23 protein-coding genes are annotated in these 18609 nt (G+C 66.4%); 4 read left to right on the top strand and 19 right to left on the bottom strand.

Annotated features, from left to right (window positions below; all coding sequences use genetic code 11):
- The first annotated feature begins 11 nt into the window (after window positions 1–11).
- Window positions 12–206 (top strand): hypothetical protein, encoded by a 195-nt coding sequence (locus tag CG716_RS12210; protein ID WP_094479781.1) that lies wholly within the window; start codon window positions 12–14, stop codon window positions 204–206.
- Here CG716_RS12210 and CG716_RS12205 read toward each other — a convergent pair.
- Window positions 180–1010, bottom strand: coding sequence for an alpha/beta fold hydrolase (locus CG716_RS12205; protein WP_165774128.1), 831 nt, complete (start codon window positions 1008–1010; stop codon window positions 180–182). The genes CG716_RS12210 and CG716_RS12205 overlap by 27 nt on opposite strands.
- On the opposite strand from CG716_RS12205, the gene mhuD reads away from it, so the two are divergent.
- Both mhuD and CG716_RS12195 read left to right on the top strand, forming a co-directional pair.
- On the top strand, window positions 1009–1326 hold the full coding sequence (mhuD, locus tag CG716_RS12200) for a mycobilin-forming heme oxygenase MhuD (protein ID WP_094479779.1): 318 nt from the start codon (window positions 1009–1011) through the stop codon (window positions 1324–1326). The two genes, CG716_RS12205 and mhuD, sit on opposite strands and share 2 nt — an antisense overlap.
- Window positions 1301–2671 (top strand): serine hydrolase, encoded by a 1371-nt coding sequence (locus CG716_RS12195; protein WP_165774121.1) that lies wholly within the window; start codon window positions 1301–1303, stop codon window positions 2669–2671. The genes mhuD and CG716_RS12195 overlap by 26 nt, the downstream gene beginning before the upstream one ends.
- Before the next feature lie 21 nt (window positions 2672–2692).
- On the opposite strand, the gene CG716_RS12190 is transcribed toward CG716_RS12195, so the two are convergent.
- From CG716_RS12190 to lysS, 8 genes are all read right to left on the bottom strand, one after another.
- On the bottom strand, window positions 2693–2962 hold the full coding sequence (locus CG716_RS12190; RefSeq protein ID WP_234817817.1) for a DUF2218 domain-containing protein: 270 nt from the start codon (window positions 2960–2962) through the stop codon (window positions 2693–2695).
- An 86-nt stretch (window positions 2963–3048) separates the two neighbouring features.
- Window positions 3049–3387: a phosphoglycerate mutase family protein gene (locus tag CG716_RS12185; protein ID WP_420093189.1), complete on the bottom strand. Its 339-nt coding sequence runs from the start codon at window positions 3385–3387 to the stop codon at window positions 3049–3051.
- 30 nt (window positions 3388–3417) lie between these two features.
- Window positions 3418–4218 carry a CbtA family protein gene (locus CG716_RS12180; RefSeq protein WP_094479775.1) on the bottom strand — a complete coding sequence of 267 codons (801 nt, stop codon included), beginning with the start codon at window positions 4216–4218 and terminating at the stop codon, window positions 3418–3420.
- An 18-nt stretch (window positions 4219–4236) separates the two neighbouring features.
- On the bottom strand, window positions 4237–4452 hold the full coding sequence (locus CG716_RS12175) for a CbtB domain-containing protein (RefSeq protein WP_094479773.1): 216 nt from the start codon (window positions 4450–4452) through the stop codon (window positions 4237–4239).
- A 145-nt stretch (window positions 4453–4597) separates the two neighbouring features.
- The gene (locus tag CG716_RS12170) at window positions 4598–4966 is read right to left on the bottom strand and encodes a YbjQ family protein (protein ID WP_094479771.1); all 369 of its coding nucleotides are present in this window, start codon (window positions 4964–4966) and stop codon (window positions 4598–4600) included.
- 106 nt (window positions 4967–5072) lie between these two features.
- A complete protein-coding gene (gene clpC1 / locus CG716_RS12165; RefSeq protein ID WP_094479769.1) occupies window positions 5073–7598 on the bottom strand; it encodes an ATP-dependent protease ATP-binding subunit ClpC in 2526 nt (841 codons plus the stop codon).
- Between the two features lie 269 nt (window positions 7599–7867).
- Entirely contained in the window at window positions 7868–8209 is a 342-nt protein-coding gene (lsr2, locus tag CG716_RS12160) for a histone-like nucleoid-structuring protein Lsr2 (protein ID WP_005138822.1), read from the bottom strand.
- A gap of 116 nt (window positions 8210–8325) precedes the next feature.
- The gene (gene lysS, locus CG716_RS12155; RefSeq protein WP_094479767.1) at window positions 8326–9846 is read right to left on the bottom strand and encodes a lysine--tRNA ligase; all 1521 of its coding nucleotides are present in this window, start codon (window positions 9844–9846) and stop codon (window positions 8326–8328) included.
- Window positions 9847–9869: 23 nt separating this feature from the next.
- Between lysS and CG716_RS12150 the strand changes: the two genes are divergently transcribed.
- Window positions 9870–11150 carry an alanine racemase gene (locus CG716_RS12150; protein WP_094479765.1) on the top strand — a complete coding sequence of 427 codons (1281 nt, stop codon included), beginning with the start codon at window positions 9870–9872 and terminating at the stop codon, window positions 11148–11150.
- On the opposite strand, the gene CG716_RS12145 is transcribed toward CG716_RS12150, so the two are convergent.
- From CG716_RS12145 to folE, 10 genes are all read right to left on the bottom strand, one after another.
- Window positions 11147–11962 (bottom strand): type III pantothenate kinase, encoded by an 816-nt coding sequence (locus CG716_RS12145; protein WP_094479763.1) that lies wholly within the window; start codon window positions 11960–11962, stop codon window positions 11147–11149. The genes CG716_RS12150 and CG716_RS12145 overlap by 4 nt on opposite strands.
- A gap of 2 nt (window positions 11963–11964) precedes the next feature.
- Entirely contained in the window at window positions 11965–12381 is a 417-nt protein-coding gene (gene panD, locus CG716_RS12140) for an aspartate 1-decarboxylase (RefSeq protein WP_094479761.1), read from the bottom strand.
- Window positions 12381–13334, bottom strand: a complete 954-nt coding sequence (gene panC / locus CG716_RS12135; RefSeq protein WP_094479759.1) for a pantoate--beta-alanine ligase — start codon at window positions 13332–13334, stop codon at window positions 12381–12383. The genes panD and panC overlap by 1 nt, the downstream gene beginning before the upstream one ends.
- Complete coding sequence (locus CG716_RS12130) at window positions 13307–14242, bottom strand: Rossmann-like and DUF2520 domain-containing protein (protein WP_094479757.1); 936 nt, start codon at window positions 14240–14242, stop codon at window positions 13307–13309. The genes panC and CG716_RS12130 overlap by 28 nt, the downstream gene beginning before the upstream one ends.
- A gap of 83 nt (window positions 14243–14325) precedes the next feature.
- Window positions 14326–15660 (bottom strand): DUF6779 domain-containing protein, encoded by a 1335-nt coding sequence (locus CG716_RS12125; protein ID WP_094479755.1) that lies wholly within the window; start codon window positions 15658–15660, stop codon window positions 14326–14328.
- A gap of 76 nt (window positions 15661–15736) precedes the next feature.
- Window positions 15737–16213 carry a DUF3180 domain-containing protein gene (locus CG716_RS12120; RefSeq protein WP_094479753.1) on the bottom strand — a complete coding sequence of 159 codons (477 nt, stop codon included), beginning with the start codon at window positions 16211–16213 and terminating at the stop codon, window positions 15737–15739.
- On the bottom strand, window positions 16213–16770 hold the full coding sequence (gene folK / locus CG716_RS12115; RefSeq protein WP_094479751.1) for a 2-amino-4-hydroxy-6-hydroxymethyldihydropteridine diphosphokinase: 558 nt from the start codon (window positions 16768–16770) through the stop codon (window positions 16213–16215). Before folK ends, CG716_RS12120 begins: the two co-directional genes overlap by 1 nt.
- The gene (folB, locus tag CG716_RS12110; RefSeq protein WP_094479749.1) at window positions 16767–17168 is read right to left on the bottom strand and encodes a dihydroneopterin aldolase; all 402 of its coding nucleotides are present in this window, start codon (window positions 17166–17168) and stop codon (window positions 16767–16769) included. Before folB ends, folK begins: the two co-directional genes overlap by 4 nt.
- Window positions 17161–17997 carry a dihydropteroate synthase gene (gene folP, locus CG716_RS12105; protein WP_207760651.1) on the bottom strand — a complete coding sequence of 279 codons (837 nt, stop codon included), beginning with the start codon at window positions 17995–17997 and terminating at the stop codon, window positions 17161–17163. Before folP ends, folB begins: the two co-directional genes overlap by 8 nt.
- Complete coding sequence (gene folE, locus CG716_RS12100; protein WP_094479876.1) at window positions 17994–18596, bottom strand: GTP cyclohydrolase I FolE; 603 nt, start codon at window positions 18594–18596, stop codon at window positions 17994–17996. Before folE ends, folP begins: the two co-directional genes overlap by 4 nt.
- Between the last annotated feature and the right edge of the window lie 13 nt (window positions 18597–18609).

Genomic DNA, 18609 nt, shown 5'->3' with positions numbered 1-18609 from the left:
TCATTACTGCCATGAGTGCGTTGACCAACTTCTTCACCAAACTGCGACTGCACGCCGATCAATTCCGGGTGAGCGCACCGATGGTCGGTCCACTCTTCGACGACGCCGATCAACGCCGAATCAGCCACGACCTGGACGCCGTCCGCACGCGCTTCGAACAGCACCCGGCGTGGCCGTCGTCAGGCGCCCTCGGGGAGCGCCGCTAGGAACGACTCGACAGCGTCCCGGTATCGATCCGGGGCGTCATCGTGCACGAGATGGCCCGCTCCCGGCACATGCACGTACGTGGCGGCCGCACCGGCCATCTCCGCCATCCGGCGCATCTGCCCCGCCGGTGCCACGGAGTCACCCGCTTCGATCAACAACACGGGGGCGCGCACGGCCTGCCACTGCTGCCAATAGTCGCGAGTGCCCCACTGCCCGGCAATCTCGATCCATCGAGCCGGCTGGCCGTGCAGGCGCCAGCCGGTCGCGGTCCGGTCGAACGCCTCCAAAAAGTAGCGGCCTGCAACCGGCCCGAATTCTTCGTAAACCTCTTCTGCAGTGGAGTATTCGATCGGCAGCGCATGTACCCACGGCTCCCACGGTCCGGTGGTTCGGCCGACGAAGTCCGGTGCCATGTCCTCCACCACCAGCGCGCTCACCAGATCGGCCCGCTGCGCGGCCAGACACCACGAGTGCAACCCGCCCATCGAGTGCCCGACCAGCACTGCCGGGCGGCCGAGCTGCACGACGGCATCACCGAGGTCTGCGACGAACCGCTCGGTGCTCACGGGTGCGGGATCCACGACCTCGCGGCCGCGATGCCAGGGGGCGTCGTAGGTGTACACCGCGCCGAACCGGGTCAGCCATGGCACTTGCCGCGACCACGTGGTGCCACGGCCCATGAGGCCGTGAACCAACACCAGCGGCCGCCCGGCGCCGCCCCTGTGCGTCAGCGATTCGGTGCTCACCGCTTCATCTTGCGCGGTCGTCCACCGCCCTCGGTGGGCGCGGTAGCCTTGCGCCATGTCCGTGGTGAAGATCAACGCAATCGAGATTCCACCGGGTGCCGGCCCCGAATTGGAGAAGCGGTTCGCCAACCGCGCTCACGCCGTCGACAACCAGCCCGGATTCCTCGGGTTCCAACTACTACGGCCGGTCAAGGGCGAGGACCGCTACTTCGTGGTGACCACGTGGGAGTCCGAGGAGGCCTTCCAGGCATGGGCCAGCGGACCGGCCATCCACGCACACGCCGGTGAGCGTGCCAACCCGGTGGCCAAGGGTGCCGATCTGCTGGAGTTCGAGGTTGTGTTGGACGTTGCCGGGACCGGCGCGAAGGCGTAGCGCACGCCGGGTGCGTCGAAGCGTGGTGGCCCTGGCCACCGTGATCGCCTCCGCCGCTACCCTGGCAACCAGCTGCTCACCGGCACCCACGCCACCGGCCAACGCCGGCGCGGGTGTGCGTATCGACCTCAACACTCCCACGGGGGTGCGGGCCAAACAGGTCATGGACATGCTGAACTCGGACTGGCCCATCGGCCTGGACAACGTCAAGACCCTGGCCACCACCGAGATGGTGGACCCGGTGGCGCACAGCATGGACTCGCTGTGGTGGGACCGTCCCTACACGCTGGCCGGAGTGGACATCGGCGCCAACGTGGCCACCCTGCACCTGCTGACGTCCTACGGCGCACGCCAGGACATCGACCTGCGCATCGGGGATGACACGTTCGTCAGCCGGTTCGCCGTCACCACCGAGAAACCGAAGATCGACTCCTGGCAGGACGTCGACACCGCATTGAGCCGCACGGGTGCCCGATATTCGTGGCAGGTGTCCAAGGTCAATGACGGCCGCTGCGAGAAGGTCGCGGGCACCAACACATCCGAATCCCTGCCGCTGGCTTCGATTTTCAAGACCTATGTGCTGTACGCGGTCGAAAGTGCCATCACGGCAGGCACGTTGAACTGGGACGACAAACTCACCATCACCGCCGAGGGCAAGAAACTCGGTACCTCAGGCTTTGACAAGCTGCCACCCGGCTCGCAGATCACGGTGCGTCAGGCGGCGGGCAAGATGATCTCCACGAGCGACAATATGGCCACCGATCTGCTGATCGGGCGCCTCGGAACCCACGCCATCGAAGAGGCGCTGGTCGCCGCGGGCCATCACGACCCGGCGAGCATGACTCCGTTCCCCACTATGCGGGAACTGTTCGCCATCGGCTGGGGCAATCCCGATGTGCGTCAGGAGTGGAAGACCGCCGCAATGCCGCAGGACCGCGCAAACCTGTTGCAACAAGCTGATTCCCGGCCCTACGACCCGGACCCGTATCGCTCCCACGCGCCCGGTTCGGCCTACGGGGCCGAGTGGTATGGCAACGCCGAGGACATCTGCCGCGTGCATGCCGGCCTGCAGCACAACGCCGTTGGCCGAGCATCCCAGGTCAAGGATGTCATGTCCGAAACCGCGGGCATCGACCTCGACCCGGCTGAGTGGCCCTATATCGCCGCCAAGGCAGGCAACTTACCCGGAGATATGACGTTCAGCTGGTATGCCGTCGACCGCACCGGTCAGGCATGGGTGGTCAGCTTCCAGTTCAACTGGCCCCGCTTCCACAGCGCTAACGCCGGCGGCTGGGCCATGACGATCATCAAGCAGGTCTTCGGATTACTGCCCCGGTACCGCTGATCGGCTCGAATCGCGCTAGCGTCAAATCGCTTTCGTCCATTCGACACTGAGTTCGTCTCGCTCGCCGAATCTGACCAAGTGAGACCCGATCACATCTTGAAGTCGGGCCAGCTCATCAGCCGGTGCGCTGAGATGCAGATCCAGCACCCCGTCCCCTGCCGCGACGGTGGCTCGACCGGCCCCGAGATCGATCCAGCCGCTTTCTGCGTCGGCCGACCATTCCCCTCCATTACGCCGCCCGAGATGGGCGACCAGTTGCTTGCCATAACGCGCGGGCCGATCGGTGGCCACGGCGGCGTGTGCTTCAGAAGTCATATCGGATTGCCTTCCACCTAGTCAGTCACAACAATTGTGTTTTCACAATTATTATTCCATAACTATCGAATGGGCTGCTGCACTAATACCGATCGCAGCGTCCACACCATCCCCTGAAGTGCAGGCGGGTGTGGCCGGCAAGCGCAACATCGATGCGCCAGAACGACTTCGGCAGAGCATCCACCGCGTTGAGAATGACCGCGCGGATCGCCGAGCAGCTCGGCAGTCTGGCGGGCTCGAGACTCCGGCCGGGTCAGCACCGTATCGGCGGCACCGACGTCGAGCCCGTCGAGCTGCCGGCGACCCGGCGCGTTCGGATCCTCGTCGACCGGAAATCGCCCGGCTGCCATGGCATCGGTCATGGCATGCGACACCAGGGTCAGCCGGACGACCTCACTCACGCCGCCTATGGATCGCTCCGCAAGCGTCGCTCACGCAGGGATGGGCTCCCGCTCCTTGGCGTCGAGCAGCCGGGACAGCATGGCCGCGCCGAACAGACCGATCGTCGTCCAGACAATCACCTGGGTGCCCAACGCATACAACCGGAACTCGTACAGATCGACCGCGGGGAAGCCCGGGAACACGATCATCCCGGCATCGTTGACCATTGGGCCCGGGGTCTCGTTGATGGTCGGCAGGATGAGCATCACTATCATGACGGCGACGATGTATGCCCCGCCTGCGGCCAGCGTCGCATTCCAGGCACCCAGCTTCGGTGTGAGCTGGAACGCGAGATAGACCGAGGCGACCATCAACAACGCTGACAGCGCCACCATCAGCAGGTAGAGCAGAGCACGCTGCTTGATGGTTTCTTCCAGGCTGGTTGCCGGCGGGTTGGGCGGGTACTTGAGCGCGGGCACCACCCACAGCGAGATGAGCATGGCCCCCGCGGTCAGCACCGCCAGCTTGCGGGCGGACACGTTGGTGATTCGGCTGTATGCCACGCAGAACACCACGGCGAACAATGCACCAAGTGCCACGCTGAAGAGAAGCACGCCCAGTCCCATACCGATGTTGGACTGCACTGCGCGGGTGAACAGCTCCCCACCTTCGGCATGGGTGTGCCCATGACCGGACGCCGTCTCCATGGCCTCATGTGCGGCGGCGGTGCCGTCCTCGAAATCGATGGACCGGCCCACGATCGGTTCGATGAAGATCTTCGACCAGATGAATCCGAGCACACCTGCAAGGGCGCCGGCCAGAATGCCGCGCCAGATTATTGACTTTTCCATTTGCTTGAGTGAGTCGAGTCAGTGGCAGGGAAAGCCGAGCAGATGGCGGGCGTCATGTACGAATTCGTGGATGTACATGTTGTTGCCGAACACCGAAGTGGCGCCCTGGTCGACGCCGACGAAGTACAGGACCAAGAGCGCAAAAAACGCGGTCAACGAGAGCCAGACGACGGCCTTGGTGGCCGAAAGGTCGACGGCGCGAGAGCGATCCGACCGTGTTTGCGGAGTAGACATTGGAGTCCTTTCAGGGAGCTGCGCGTCCCACCAATGAACTTTTGACGGGCTTCGGGTCTGACTTTCAACAGTGGCGCGACCGTTCTGGAGTTTCACCAGATTCCTCGACTCGTCTCTTACACCGGAGATCCTATACGTAAGCCAATTAGCTGGCGCCGTAACCCAACTGTTGGGCGGTGTACTTGGCGGCGTCGGTGAGCGGGACCGCCTGCACCGCAGTGCCGTACGCGCAGATCTCAGTCCAGACGTCGCCGAGTTCGGTGGTGTCGAAACGCATTCCGACGATCGCGTTGCCGCCGCGATTACGGGCCTCGGCCATCAACCGGTTCATGGCCTCGTTGCGGCTCTCCGCGAGGTTCTTGGTCATGCCCTGCAGCTCGCCGCCGAACATGCTCTTGAAGCCCGCGCCCATTTGGGAGAACGCATTGCGCGATCGCACGGTGAGGCCGAACACCTCACCGCATACTCGCTGGATCTCCCAGCCCGGAATGTCGTTGGTGGTAACCACAAGCATGAGCAGAGATTAGCGGTCGCCACCGTGCGATTCGATGCAGTCACGCAGTATTCATCGCGCATACGAAAAGGCCCCCGACATTGTCGGGGGCCTTTTCGCTGCTTTGCTATTCGCTGGCGGTGCCTGCGTTGGCCAGGTCCGCCTCGATGGTGTCCGGCTTGGGCCCACCGACGAAGGTGAACTTCGCGTCCTCGCCGGCGCCTTCGCCGTCCCAGTTCTCGACGTCGACCGTGACCAGCTGACCAGGGCCGACCTCGTCGAAGAGGATCTTCTCGCTCAGGGCGTCCTCGATCTCGCGCTGGATGGTCCGGCGCAGCGGCCTGGCACCCAGCACCGGGTCGAAGCCGCGCTTGGCCAGCAGCGCCTTCGCCTGGTCCGTCAGCTCCATCTCCATGTCCTTGGTCTTGAGCTGCTTGGACACCCGGCCCACCATGAGATCGACCATCTGGATGATCTCGTCCCTGGTGAGCTGGTGGAAGACGATGATGTCGTCGATGCGGTTGAGGAACTCCGGACGGAAGTGCTTCTTCAGCTCGTCGTTGACCTTCTGCTTCATCCGCTCGTAGTTGTTGTCGCCGCCGCCCTGGGTGAAGCCAAGACCGACCGCCTTGGAAATGTCGGACGTACCCAGGTTCGAGGTGAAGATCAGCACGGTGTTCTTGAAGTCGACCGTGCGGCCCTGGCCGTCGGTGAGACGGCCGTCCTCGAGGACCTGCAACAGGGTGTTGTAGATCTCCTGGTGGGCCTTCTCGATCTCGTCGAACAGCACGACCGAGAACGGCTTGCGCCGCACCTTCTCGGTGAGCTGGCCGCCCTCCTCATAGCCGACATATCCGGGCGGAGCACCGAAGAGCCGCGACGCGGTGAACCGATCGTGGAACTCGCCCATGTCGATCTGGATCAGAGCGTCGTCGTCGCCGAACAGGAACTCCGCCAGCGCCTTGGACAGCTCGGTCTTACCGACACCGGACGGGCCGGCGAAGATGAACGAACCCGACGGGCGCTTGGGATCTTTCAGGCCCGCACGGGTACGGCGGATGGCCTTCGAGACAGCGCGGACGGCATCCTCTTGCCCGATGATCCGCTTGTGCAGCTCGTCCTCCATGCGCAGCAGCCGAGTGGTCTCCTCCTCGGTCAGCTTGAACACCGGAATGCCGGTCCAGTTGCCCAGGACCTCAGCGATCTGCTCATCATCGACCTCGGCCACGACATCGAGATCGCCTGAGCGCCACTGCTTTTCACGCTCAGCACGCTGAGCGACCAGCTGCTTCTCACGGTCCCGCAGATTGGCGGCCTTCTCGAAGTCCTGCGCGTCGATCGCGGACTCCTTCTCCCGGCGCGCGTCGGCGATCTTCTCGTCGAACTCACGCAGGTCTGGCGGAGCGGTCATCCGGCGGATCCGCATCCGGGCGCCCGCCTCGTCGATCAGGTCGATCGCCTTGTCCGGCAGGAACCGGTCGTTGATGTATCGGTCAGCCAGAGTGGCCGCCGCGACCATCGCCGCATCGGTGATCGACACCCGGTGGTGCGCCTCGTACCGGTCGCGCAGACCCTTGAGGATCTCGATGGTGTGCGCCACCGTCGGCTCACCGACCTGGACCGGCTGGAACCGGCGCTCCAGGGCGGCATCCTTCTCGATGTACTTGCGGTACTCGTCGAGGGTGGTCGCGCCGATGGTCTGCAGCTCGCCACGAGCCAGCTTGGGCTTGAGGATCGACGCCGCGTCGATGGCGCCCTCGGCGGCACCCGCACCGACGAGCGTGTGCAGCTCGTCGATGAACAGGATGATGTCGCCGCGGGTGTTGATCTCCTTGAGCACCTTCTTGAGGCGTTCCTCGAAATCACCGCGGTAGCGGCTGCCCGCCACCAGCGAACCGAGGTCCAAGGTGTAGAGCTGCTTGTCCTTCAGCGTCTCGGGGACCTCACCGTGCACGATGGCCTGGGCCAGGCCCTCGACCACGGCGGTCTTTCCGACGCCGGGCTCACCGATCAGCACCGGGTTGTTCTTGGTGCGCCGGCTCAGCACCTGCATGACCCGCTCGATTTCCTTCTCGCGGCCGATGACCGGATCGAGCTTGCCCTCCATGGCGGCCGCGGTCAGGTTGCGGCCGAACTGGTCGAGGACCAGCGACGTCGACGGATTGCCGGACTCGCCGCCGCGGCCGCCGGTACCGGCCTCCGCGGTCTCCTTGCCCTGATAGCCGGACAGCAACTGGATGACCTGCTGGCGCACCCGCGTCAGCTCGGCGCCGAGCTTCACCAGCACCTGGGCGGCCACGCCTTCGCCTTCACGGATCAGGCCGAGCAGAATGTGCTCGGTGCCGATGTAGTTGTGGCCGAGCTGCAGCGCTTCGCGCAGGCTCAGCTCAAGCACCTTCTTGGCGCGCGGGGTGAACGGGATGTGCCCGGACGGCGCCTGCTGACCCTGGCCGATGATCTCCTCGACCTGGCTGCGGACACCTTCGAGTGAGATGCCCAGCGACTCCAGCGACTTGGCGGCTACGCCTTCACCCTCATGAATAAGGCCTAGCAGGATGTGCTCGGTGCCGATGTAGTTGTGGTTGAGCATCCGGGCTTCTTCTTGGGCCAGGACGACGACCCTGCGGGCACGGTCGGTAAATCTCTCGAACATCGTCGGTTACCTGCTCTCCATCACGATTAGGTACAGCGGTAGTCACCACGTACCTGTCGTCCACTCTAATGGGGGTGCGGGGAAGCGTGCTCCCTTGCCACCCCATACCGCATCCCTAACAGTGCGGACCTAGCACAGCAACGCAGCAGCGTGGGGAATCGTTTCCGGTAATCACCGATAGCCACTTCGCCGCGAGCGAACGGGCCTGCCGCCGCGGTGACAGTTGGGTGCTTGGTGCACATGTGGGGGCGAATTGCGCCCCGAGGGATCTAGGTTGCGGCGTGGAAAGCGTCGATGATGTCGGCCGGGATGCGGCCGCGTGTCGACACCTTGTGACCGTTGCGGCGTGCCCAATCCCGAATCGCAGCGCTCTGCTCACGGTCGATGGCGGCACGACCACGGCCCGCGGGACCGGAACGGCCACGGCGGCGGCCACCGACGCGGCGGCTGGCCTCAACCCACTGCTTGAGATCGTTGCGCAGTTTCTGAGCATTTTTTGAGGAAAGATCGATCTCATAGCTCACACCGTCGAGCGCGAATTCGACCGTTTCATCCGCGGCGCCCGCCCCGTCGAAATCATCGACGAGAGTGACGGTAACTTTCTTGGCCATTGCCTCACTGAATCCTTCTGCCTGCGCGCAACAACCGAGAGTTGAGCGTCTATACCAGTGTGCACCAATCTGCCACAACGGCCCACGTCATTCAACAAGGATTGAATCGGCGCACTTCAGCCATGGCGTCGAACAATCGGGAACAAAACCGTTTCCCGAATTGACAAGCCGGTGAGAACCATCAACAGACGATCGATGCCCATTCCAGTTCCTGTGGTCGGCGGCATCGCATACTCCATCGCCGCCAGGAAATCCTCGTCGAGTGCCATCGCCTCGTCATCGCCTGCGGCCGCCGCCTTGGCCTGCTCCTCGAATCGCTCGCGCTGCACGATCGGGTCGACGAGCTCGGAGTATCCGGTGGCCAATTCCATTCCGCGGGCGTATAGGTCCCACTTCTCGGTCACGCCGGGAATGGTGCGGTGCTGGCGGGTCAGCGGGGTGGTCTCCACCGGGAAGTCCTTGACGAAGGTCGGGGACCACAATGTGTCGCCCACTGTGTGCTCCCACAACTCTTCGATGAGCTTGCCGTGCCCGTAGCCGCGATCACGCGGGATCTCCACGCCGAGCCGGTCGGCAATAGCGAGTAAGTATTCAAGTGACGTGTCCGGCGTGATCTCTTCACCGAGAGCTTCAGACAACGACGGGTACATTTGAATCGACGGCCATTCTCCGTCGATGTCATAGATAGTGCCGTCCGGCAATGACAGTTGCCGCGTCCCGATCGCCTCATCCGCCACTTCTTGAATAAGTTCGCGCGTGACGATCGCCGAATCGTCGTAGGTTCCCCAAGCCTGATAAGTCTCGAGCATCGAGAATTCCGGCGAATGCGACGAATCCGCGCCTTCGTTTCGGAAGTTCCGATTCAGCTCGAAAACCTTCTCCAGCCCGCCGACCACGCACCGCTTCAGGAACAACTCCGGGGCGATTCGCAGATACAGATCCGCGTCTAGGGCATTGGAATGGGTGACAAAGGGCCGGGCGGCGGCTCCGCCGGCCAGCGTTTGCAGCATCGGTGTCTCGACCTCGAGGAAGCCCCGACGCTCCAACGCGTTACGCACCGCCCGCACCACCGCGATGCGCTGCCGGGCCACCTCCCGGGCCTGGGGACGCACGATCAGGTCGACGTAGCGCTGACGGACCCGGGACTCCTCGCTCATTTCCTTGTGCGCGACGGGCAGCGGGCGCAAAGCCTTGCTGGCCATCAGCCAGGAATCGGCCAGTACCGACAGCTCGCCGCGGCGGGAGCTGATCACCTCGCCGTGCACGAACACGATGTCGCCGAGGTCGACCTCGGCCTTCCACGCCTCCAGCGCGGCCTCGCCCACCCCGGCGAGGCTGATCATCGCCTGCAGCTGGGTGCCGTCACCTTCCTGCAGGGTGGCGAAGCACAATTTGCCCGAGTTTCGGGCGAACACCACCCGGCCGGTGACGCCCACGATGTCACCGGTGGTGGTGTCGGCGGCCAGGTCGGGGTAGGCGGCGCGGATCTGCGCCAGCGAATGGGTACGCGGCACCGAAACCGGGTACGGGTCTTTTCCTTCGGCCAATAGGGCCTCGCGCTTGCCCTGGCGAATCCGGAACTGCTCGGGGACGTCGGTGCCCGTCTGGTCGGTGTCCGGAGTATCTGCAGAGCTCACGACGTGCCAGCTTAAATGAGGTGATGACCTCCCTCATAAACGCGGCGGCGGTGGCAGCACTGGCGCACGAGCGGGTGGACTGGCGATTCAAGGGGCTGCCCGCCGCGTGGTCGGGCCGCACGGCCGAGCAGATCTGCGCTGAGGCGCCCGTTTTATTCAACGCCGGGCCGCTGGGACCGGTGTGCGTGCTGTCCGCCGAGGCGCTGACCCACAACGTGTCCACGATGGCCGGCTGGTGCGCGCGGCACGGCGTCGAACTGGCCCCGCACGGCAAGACCCACATGTCCCCACAGCTCGTGGCCCGGCAGTTCGACGCGGGCGCCTGCGCGGTGACGGCCGCGACGATCAGCCAGGTGCGGACCTATCGGGCGTTCGGGGTGCGCGAGGTGATCCTGGCCAACGAACTGGTCGACGCCGCGGGGCTGGCGTGGCTGGCCGCCGAACTCGACAGCGACCCCGACTTCCGCCTGATCTGTTGGGTGGACTCTGTTCGCGGCGTGGAGTTGATGACCACGGCGCTGCAGGCGGCCGGCGCGCGGCGTCCGGTCGAGGTCTGCGTCGAGATCGGTGCGGGCGGCACCCGCACCGGCTGCCGCGATGACAGGGGTGCCGATGCGGTGGCTGCGGCCGCGGTCGCCAGCCCGCGACTTCGACTGGTCGGGGTGGCAGGCTACGAGGCCGCATTGGGCCATGACGTGTCGGCCGCCGGTGTCGAGTCCGTGCGGGACTATTTGACGTGGCTGCACAGGGTCGCCACCCGGCTCGCCCCGGTGTGCGAGATTCCCGACGTCGTCGTGACTGCGGGCGGCAGTACACATTTCGACCTGGCGGCGCAGATACTGACCGGCGACTGGCGCACGATCCTGCGCAGCGGTGCATATCTGACCAACGACGACGGGCTGTATCTGCGGACCTCGCCGCTGACCAGGCCCGGCGCCGCACCCGGCGGATTCGTGGCCGCGATGCAGCTGTGGGCGCAGGTGTGCTCGCGTCCCGAGTCGGGGCTCGCGCTGGTGACGATGGGCCGGCGCGACGTCTCGTTCGATCAGGATCTCCCTGTACCACAACAGCTTCGGTGCGGTTCGAACTGGGTGGGCGAGGTGTTGGCGGGATGCGAGGTCGTCAAGCTCAACGACCAGCACGCGTTTCTGAGGCTGTCACCGGCGGCTGAAGAAGCCGTCGAGGTCGGCAGCTGGATCGCGTTCGGGGTGTCGCACCCGTGCACGGTCTTCGACAAGTGGCAGCTGATCCCGGTGGTCGACGAGCGGGGCCGGGTGGTCGAGCTCGTGCGGACCTTCTTCTAGCGTGCGGATTTGATTCGGCCGCGCTGGTTGTCGCGGTTGCGTTCGTAAACCATCCGCAGCCCGTCGAGGGTGAGATACTGGTCGTAGTGCCGCACCGTGTGCAGATCGGGCAGCATCAGCGGAGCGGTGTGCCCGGTGGCCACCACAGCCACATCGGAGCCGGCGAAGCCGTCTACGTCCTCCCTGATCCGGTTCACCAGGCCGTCCACCAGACCGGCGAACCCGAACAGCGCACCGGACTGCATACATTCCACCGTGTTCTTGCCGACCACCGAGCGTGGCCTGGTCAGCTCGACCCGGCGCAGCGCCGCAGACCGTGCGGCCGCGGCGTCCGAGGACACCTGGACGCCGGGAGCGATTGCCCCGCCGAGGAATTCGCCCTTGGCCGAGACGACGTCGACACAGATCGACGAGCCGAAGTCCACCACGATGGCCGCGGAGGAGAACTTGGCGAAGGCCGCCAGGCAGTTGACGATCCGGTCGGCACCGACCTCTTTGGGATTGTCGACCAGCAGCGGGATTCCGGTACGCACACCGGGTTCGATGAGTACGTGCGGGACTCCTGCCCAGTACTGCTCGAGCATGACCCGGACCTCGTGCATGACCGACGGCACAGTCGACAGCCCGGTGGCGCCGGTGACCCGCTCGGAGTCGTCGCCGATCAGCCCCTCGATGGTTAGGGCGAGCTCGTCGGCCGTCACCTCCGGCTCGGTACGGATCCTCCAGTGCTGCATCACTTTTGCGTGATCCCCGGAACCGGAGATCAACCCCACTACGGTGTGGGTATTGCGGACGTCGATGGCCAACAGCACGGCTACCCCAACGTCCTCGGTGACATCAGGTCGATGACGTCGTCGGGCACATAAGCCGGGTCGTCACCGAGGTCGATCTGCCGGTTGTCGGCATCGACGAACACCACCCGCGGCAGGTAGGTCCGCGCCTCGGCGTCGTCCATCACGCCGTAGGCGATGAGGATGACGAGGTCACCGGGGTGCACCAGATGTGCTGCAGCCCCGTTGATTCCGATCACCCCGGTGCCACGCTTCCCGGTGATGACGTAGGTTTCCAACCGCGCGCCGTTGTCGATGTCGACGATCGTCACCTGCTCACCCTCGAGCAGGTCGGCGGCGTCCATCAGATCAGCGTCCACGGTCACCGATCCCACGTAATGCAGGTCGGCATGCGTGACCGTCGCCCGGTGAATCTTGGACTTCAGCATCGTCCGGAACATCAATTTCTCCAAGTTATTTCGTGGTGGTCGCCGTTGCCGACGCCAGGCGGGACGGTATCGGTCGACAAATCGACGGCTATGTTGTCCAGCAGCCGGGTGGTGCCCAGCCGCGCGGCGACCAGGATGCGGGCCGGGCCGTGCGCGGGCGCCGGCTCCAGTTGCGGCCCACGTACTTCCAGATAGTCGACCTCGAAGGCCGGCACTTCGTCGAGGACGGCACGGGCGGCGTCCAGGGCGGGACCTGCACCGGCCGAGGCGGCGTACATGCCTGCCAGCAGCGCCGCTGACAATGCGCCCGCCTGCTCGCGTTCCTCGGGATTGAGATAGCGGTTGCGCGAGGACATGGCCAGCCCGTCGGACTCCCGCACGATGGGCACGCCGACAATGCGGACATCGACGTTGAGGTCGTCGACCATCTGGCGGATGAGCGCCAGCTGCTGATAGTCCTTCTCCCCGAAGAACGCCCGGTCCGGGCGCACGATCTGCAGCAGCTTCAGCACGACGGTCAACATTCCGGCGAAATGTCCAGGCCGCGAGCCGCCTTCGAGCTGTGCGCCCAGCGGCCCGGGGTGCACGGTGGTGCGGGGACCGTCGGGGTACATTGCCGACACGTTGGGGGTGAACACCACCTCGACACCTTCTGCGCTTAGCAGCTCGAGGTCGGAGTCCAGGGTTCGCGGGTAGGCATCGAGATCTTCGCTGGGCCCAAATTGCAAGGGATTGACGAAGATCGAGACCACCACCACCGCGCCCGGCACCCGCTTGGCGGCACGCACCAGAGCCAAGTGGCCGTCGTGCAGGGCGCCCATGGTCGGCACCAGCATCACCCGTCGCCCGGTATGCCGCAGCGCACGGGTGACATCCGACACCGCCTTGGGTGCGGAGTACAAGTTGAGCTGTCCTGGCGTGAACTGCGGCCCCGCGCTCACCGTCGCCGTCCTTGTCCTGACCATTCGGCCAACACCTCAACAACCTCCTCGGGGGCATGCGCACGCTGAGCGGTACGCAGCGAATTCGCGCAATATGCTTGCGCCAGTTCGGAATCCACTTGATCGAGGGCAGCGAGATGGCCCGCGACGGCGGGAGCGTCGCCGCGCGCCACCGGTCCGGTCAGCGCGGCCTGCCCGCGTTGCAGGGTGTTCTCCAGCGCGGCGCGAGCCAACGGTCCGACGATGCGTTCCGCCAGCCCGCCGGGAGCGTCGATCACGAGCTCCTGGCCGAGCAGCTCCTGCCCGGCCAGCGCCGCGCGCAACGCATCCAGCGCGTCGGCGACCACCGTGACGACGTGGTTGCTGGCATGGGCCAGTGCCGCGTGATACAGCGTCCGCGCGTCTTCGCGGACCCCGAACGGCTCGCCGCCGATCTCGAGGACCAGCGACTGGGCGATGGCATAGCCGATTTCGTCTGCGGCAGTGACGCCGAAGCAGCTGTCGGACAGCCGGGCGATGTCCTCGTCGGCGCCGGTGAAGGTCATCGCGGGATGGATGGCCAGCGGAACGCAGCCCTGCTCGGTCAGGGGCGCCAGGATCGCCACCCCGTTGGCACCCGAGGTGTGCACGACGATGGTGCCGCGGCGCACCGCTCCGGTTGCGGCCAGCCCGTTGATCAACCCGGGAAGTTCGGAGTCCGGGACAGTCAGCAGCAGTAGCTCGGCGCGGTCGGCGACGTCGGGCACCGGCAGGATCTCGGTATCGGGGAGCCGCCGCTCGGCCAGCCGGCGTGACGCAGTCGAGATCGCACTGCACGCCACCACGACATGCTCGGCACGTTCGAGCGCCACACCGAGCGCTGAGCCGACGCGGCCGGCCGAGACGATGCCCACCTTGAGCCGGGCGGGGCGCAAGCCGCTTGGGGTCCCCACGTAGACGACCTCACTGACGTCAATGAATGTGTTCGTTCCGGTCCTGTGTCGGGTACCGGACGGTCACGACCACTTTAGCGTGGCTAGTCCTCACGCCGGCGCCGCCGGCCGCCACCTTCGACAGAGCCGTTGGCCTGCAGCCGGGCGAGCAGGTCAGCCACCGATTGGCCGCCGGTCTGGTCGCCCTCGCGGGCCCTTCTCCGTGGCGCCTCTTCCTCGGCCTCCCCGCGATGCCGGGAATTGGGCGAAGGTGCCGGCGGTGCGGACATGGCGGGCTGGCCGGAGCCATCGACCGAATGGCGGGCACGCGGCGCGACAGGGTCGGCCGGCGGCTGCATCGCCGGCTCGGGGCGGAGCTGTTCCTGCGGCTCGTCGACCGGCGCAGCGTCCTCTGGCGGAGTCCAGTGTCGCCCGCGCGGCGAGTCTGCGGCGGCGGCGGCCGGAGCTGCCGCGGCCGACGGGACGACGAAACCGTTGTCGGCGTTGGCCACCCAGTTGCTGCCCGGCGCACCCGGCGGCAGCCACTGCCCCTCGGTCTCCAGCGGGCGCCATTCCGGTGCCTCGGCACCGCGCGGCCCGCGCGGTGCCGGCGGATCCGCCAAGGCCGCGGCTGCGGCCGCAACGTCTGATTGCGGTTCGGAACGAGGCAGCGGGGGTGGTGCGAACGGCCGTTCGGCGGCCGTATCGCCGTTATCGGATGGCCGCCGGTGCGATCCGCCCAGCTGCGGCTCCGGCTCTGGCTCCGGCTGAGCACGACGCCGGCGCGGCGGCGGTGGCGCGTAGGGCTGCTGCGCTGGTGGCGGCACCAGCGGTTCCTCGGGAACGTCGATAATCGGGTTCTCGGCGGTGACGGGGCGGCTGCCGGTGTCCTCGGGGCGCACCGGCGTGATCCGGCTGCTCTCGACACGACCGGGCACCGGCGGCAGGGTCGTCGTGTCCCGAGTCCAGTCGCCGGCGCGATCGCCCTCGAGCGCGGGACGCTCACCCAGATCGGCGTCGAAGAGGATCTCCAGGTTGGCCCGCAGCGCCGCCAGCTCCGAGCGCAGAGCGGCAACCTCATCGGCGGCCTGCGCGCGCAGCTCGGACGCCAGCTCGCGGCGCAGGTGTGACTCGACGCTCAGCTCGTATTCGCGACGGGCCGAGATCTCACGGTCGAGCTGCAGGTCGTAGACCAGTTTCAGGTCACGTGCGCGGGCGGCGTCGACATCGCTCTGCCTGCGGTAGATCACCGAAACGAACGCCGCGATCACGGCCGCCCACAAAGACAGAATGACCGCCAGCTTGAGCAGCTCGGTGCGGTTGGTGAAGACCAATGCGGAACTGGCCGCAATGGCAAGGACTAGCAACACTGTCAACAGCAGCCACCCCGGCCTGCGGCCGCCGCGCCGATTCTTGGCGCCGCGGGACAGAACGGTCATGGGCTGACTGTACCCGCGCGATGTCCGTGCACGTGTCGTCGAGCTGCGGCGATTCGCCGCTGGAGATCCTTGCGCGCTAGTCCCGGGCGGCGTCCGGGTCGTCCGTCGGGTCTCCGGGCGAGCGGCAGCAATGCTGCAGCCACAGCGCCGCGACCACAAGAGCCAACGCACTGAGTGCGGCAATGACCGCGCCGGGCGTATCCGCTCCGGCAACCCGCAGCTCGGCTCGGCGGGGCAACAGGTAGACCAGCACGCCGATCCACCAGCCCAGCATCACCGCCCCGACCCACGTCGAGGCCTTCGCGATCACCACGCTGCGCGCCACCGTCAGGGGGTGCAACCGACCACCACCCACGCCGATCTGCCCGTCGCGGATCTTGGCCCGTACCGACACCGCCCAAGCACCCTCGATCGCGGCGACGGCCAGCAGCGAGAGCCCGGTCCACGCCGTGATCGGCGGAAAGTACCGGTACAGGACGTGCACCAGCAGGTAGGCCAGGATCGCGACCACGACGGCCACGGCCGTGAGGTCGCGTTTGCGTGTCGGTCCCATCAGGCCTCGGGCTCTGGGTCGTCGTTGGGCTGAACCTCATCGCCCAACCGGAGCACCAGCCCGGTCAGATGCACCCCGTCGCGGTCGACCGGCTCGAGTTCGGTCAGTAGCCGATCGACTCGGCGGGTCTCCCCGGCCACCGTCAGTTCGGCATCGGGGTCGACGGCCAGCCACGGGACCATCACGAACGCCCGCAGGTGGGCCAGCGGATGCGGCAGCGTCAGGCCTTCGTCGCGGGAGAACACCTCGGTGTCGCGGTCATAGCAGCAGACGAGGTCGACGTCGAGGGTGCGCGGTCCCCACTTCTGCTCGCGGACGCGCTCGTTGGCGTCCTCCAACTCCTGCGCGCGGCGCAGCCATTCGTGGCCGTCGGCACCGGGGTCGTCGGCCACCACGATGGCGTTGAGGAACGGTCCCTGCTCGACGCCGCCCCAGGCGGCGGTCTCATAAACCGGCGACAGCGCGCGCACCGACACCCCGAGTCCGTCGACTGCCGCCTGCAGCCGCGCCATCCGGTCACCGAGGTTGGAACCGATGGAGAGCACCACCCGCGTCATGCACTACCTCCGGCGGGAACGATCTGGCCCCGGCCGCCACGCCGGGAGCGACGCGCGACGACCGCAACATCGTTGAAGGTCAACGGGATTGGCGCGTGCGGCTTGTGCACCACCACCTCGACGGCGTGCACTCGCTGGTCGTTCATCACGTCCTCGGCGATCTCGGCGGCGACCGTCTCGATGAGATTGCGCGCCGGCCCGCCGACGATGGCGGCGGCCCGCTGCGCGAGCGTGCCGTAGTCATAAGTGTCATCGAGGTCGTCACTGGCAGCGGCCTCGGCGAGGTCGATCCAGACGGTGATGTCGATGACGAAGTCCTGCCCGTCGCGACGTTCGTGGTCGAAGACGCCGTGGTTGCCGCGGACGGTCAGGCCACGCAGCTCGATGCGATCAGCCACCGATCTCCTCCCACGCACGAAGAACTTTGAGCGCGTCCACGCTCGCCCGCACGTCGTGCACGCGGACACCCCATGCCCCGCCCTGCGCGGCCAGTGCCGAGATCACCGCAGTGGCAGTCTCGCGTCCGTCCGGTGGCCGGATGGTGCCGTCCGGTTCGGCGAGCAGCGCACCGAGAAACCGTTTGCGTGACGCCCCGACGAGCACCGGTATGCCGGTGGCGACGAACTCGGGCAGCGCGTGCAGCAGCGCCCAGTTGTGCCGAGCGGTCTTGGCGAACCCCAGGCCCGGATCGATGATCAGGTTCCGGTGATCGACGCCGGCGGCGACGGCGGCGTCGACGCCGGCCAGCAGTTCGTCGCGCACCTCGGCGACCACGTCGCCGTAGTCGGGGACTTCGTGGGGCTGCGCGGAACGCACCGAGCGCCAGTGCATCAGCACCCACGGCACCTTGGCCTCGGCCATCAGCGAAGCCATCGCCGGATCGGCCTTGCCACCCGAGACGTCGTTGACGATGGTCGCACCGTTGTCCAGGGCGGCGGCCGCCACCGCCGCATGCATGGTGTCGATACTTACCGTGATGCCTTGGGCGGCAAGCTCTTTGATGACGGGTACCACCCGGGCGGCTTCCACCGAGGAGTCGATGCGCACTGCGCCGGGGCGGGTGGATTCACCGCCGACGTCGATGATCGCGGCACCCTGGGCGGCCAGGGCCAGCCCCTGCTCGACAGCTCGGGCCGGGTCCACAAAGCGTCCACCGTCGGAGAAGGAATCGTCGGTGACGTTGACAACCCCCATCACCTGCGTGCGCGGCCCGTGTGATTGCGTCATTTACGCAAGATGAGTTCCAGCGCCTCGGCTCGCGATGCCTTGTCGGTCTTGAACTGTCCGCGCACCGCCGAAGTCGTGGTGATGGCCCCCGGCTTACGCACCCCGCGCATCGCCATGCACAGGTGCTCGGCCTCGATGACGACGATGACCCCGCGCGGCTTGAGCTTGCGCATGATCGCGTCCGCGACCTGACCGGTAAGCCGCTCCTGCACCTGCGGGCGCTTGGCGTACAGATCGACCACCCGGGCCAGCTTCGACAGGCCTGTGATGCGTCCGTCCACGCCGGGGATGTAGCCGACATGCGCCATTCCGTGGAACGCCACCAGATGGTGCTCGCAGGTGGAATACATCGGGATCTGCTTGACCAGGACCAGCTCGTCGTGCTGCTCGTCGAAGGTGGTCTCCAGTACCGCATCCGGGTCGGTGTACAGACCGGCGAACATCTCCTGGAAAGCCCGCGCGACGCGGGCCGGAGTGTCCACTAAACCGTGCCGGTCAGGGTCCTCCCCGACTGCCAACAGCAATTCACGAACGGCCGCCTCGGCCCGCGGCTGATCGAACACCGGTACATCCCGCGCGACCGAATTGGGCTGCGACATCGGAGCTCCGTTC

Origin of the sequence: Mycolicibacterium sphagni, assembly GCF_002250655.1 — a bacterium.
In the GTDB taxonomy this organism is placed as follows: domain Bacteria; phylum Actinomycetota; class Actinomycetes; order Mycobacteriales; family Mycobacteriaceae; genus Mycobacterium; species Mycobacterium sphagni.
The sequence above is the reverse complement of the archived record's forward strand: the minus strand, read 5'-3'. Positions and strand labels throughout refer to the sequence as shown.

Bases quoted from the DNA above. Each gene is read 5' to 3' on its own strand.
- folK (WP_094479751.1), bottom strand. From the start codon at position 16,770: ATGACGCGGGTGGTGCTCTCCATCGGTTCCAACCTCGGTGACCGGATG.
- panC (WP_094479759.1), bottom strand. From the start codon at position 13,334: ATGGTCAGGACAAGGACGGCGACGGTGAGCGCGGGGCCGCAGTTCACG.
- mhuD (WP_094479779.1), top strand. From the start codon at position 1,009: ATGTCCGTGGTGAAGATCAACGCAATCGAGATTCCACCGGGTGCCGGC.
- CG716_RS12175 (WP_094479773.1), bottom strand. From the start codon at position 4,452: ATGTCTACTCCGCAAACACGGTCGGATCGCTCTCGCGCCGTCGACCTT.
- clpC1 (WP_094479769.1), bottom strand. From the start codon at position 7,598: ATGTTCGAGAGATTTACCGACCGTGCCCGCAGGGTCGTCGTCCTGGCC.
- CG716_RS12180 (WP_094479775.1), bottom strand. From the start codon at position 4,218: ATGGAAAAGTCAATAATCTGGCGCGGCATTCTGGCCGGCGCCCTTGCA.
- CG716_RS12120 (WP_094479753.1), bottom strand. From the start codon at position 16,213: ATGGGACCGACACGCAAACGCGACCTCACGGCCGTGGCCGTCGTGGTC.
- CG716_RS12170 (WP_094479771.1), bottom strand. From the start codon at position 4,966: ATGCTTGTGGTTACCACCAACGACATTCCGGGCTGGGAGATCCAGCGA.
- CG716_RS12205 (WP_165774128.1), bottom strand. From the start codon at position 1,010: ATGGCGCAAGGCTACCGCGCCCACCGAGGGCGGTGGACGACCGCGCAA.
- CG716_RS12125 (WP_094479755.1), bottom strand. From the start codon at position 15,660: ATGACCGTTCTGTCCCGCGGCGCCAAGAATCGGCGCGGCGGCCGCAGG.
- CG716_RS12150 (WP_094479765.1), top strand. From the start codon at position 9,870: ATGACCTCCCTCATAAACGCGGCGGCGGTGGCAGCACTGGCGCACGAG.
- folE (WP_094479876.1), bottom strand. From the start codon at position 18,596: ATGTCGCAGCCCAATTCGGTCGCGCGGGATGTACCGGTGTTCGATCAG.
- lsr2 (WP_005138822.1), bottom strand. From the start codon at position 8,209: ATGGCCAAGAAAGTTACCGTCACTCTCGTCGATGATTTCGACGGGGCG.
- folP (WP_207760651.1), bottom strand. From the start codon at position 17,997: ATGACGCAATCACACGGGCCGCGCACGCAGGTGATGGGGGTTGTCAAC.
- CG716_RS12210 (WP_094479781.1), top strand. From the start codon at position 12: ATGAGTGCGTTGACCAACTTCTTCACCAAACTGCGACTGCACGCCGAT.
- panD (WP_094479761.1), bottom strand. From the start codon at position 12,381: ATGTTCCGGACGATGCTGAAGTCCAAGATTCACCGGGCGACGGTCACG.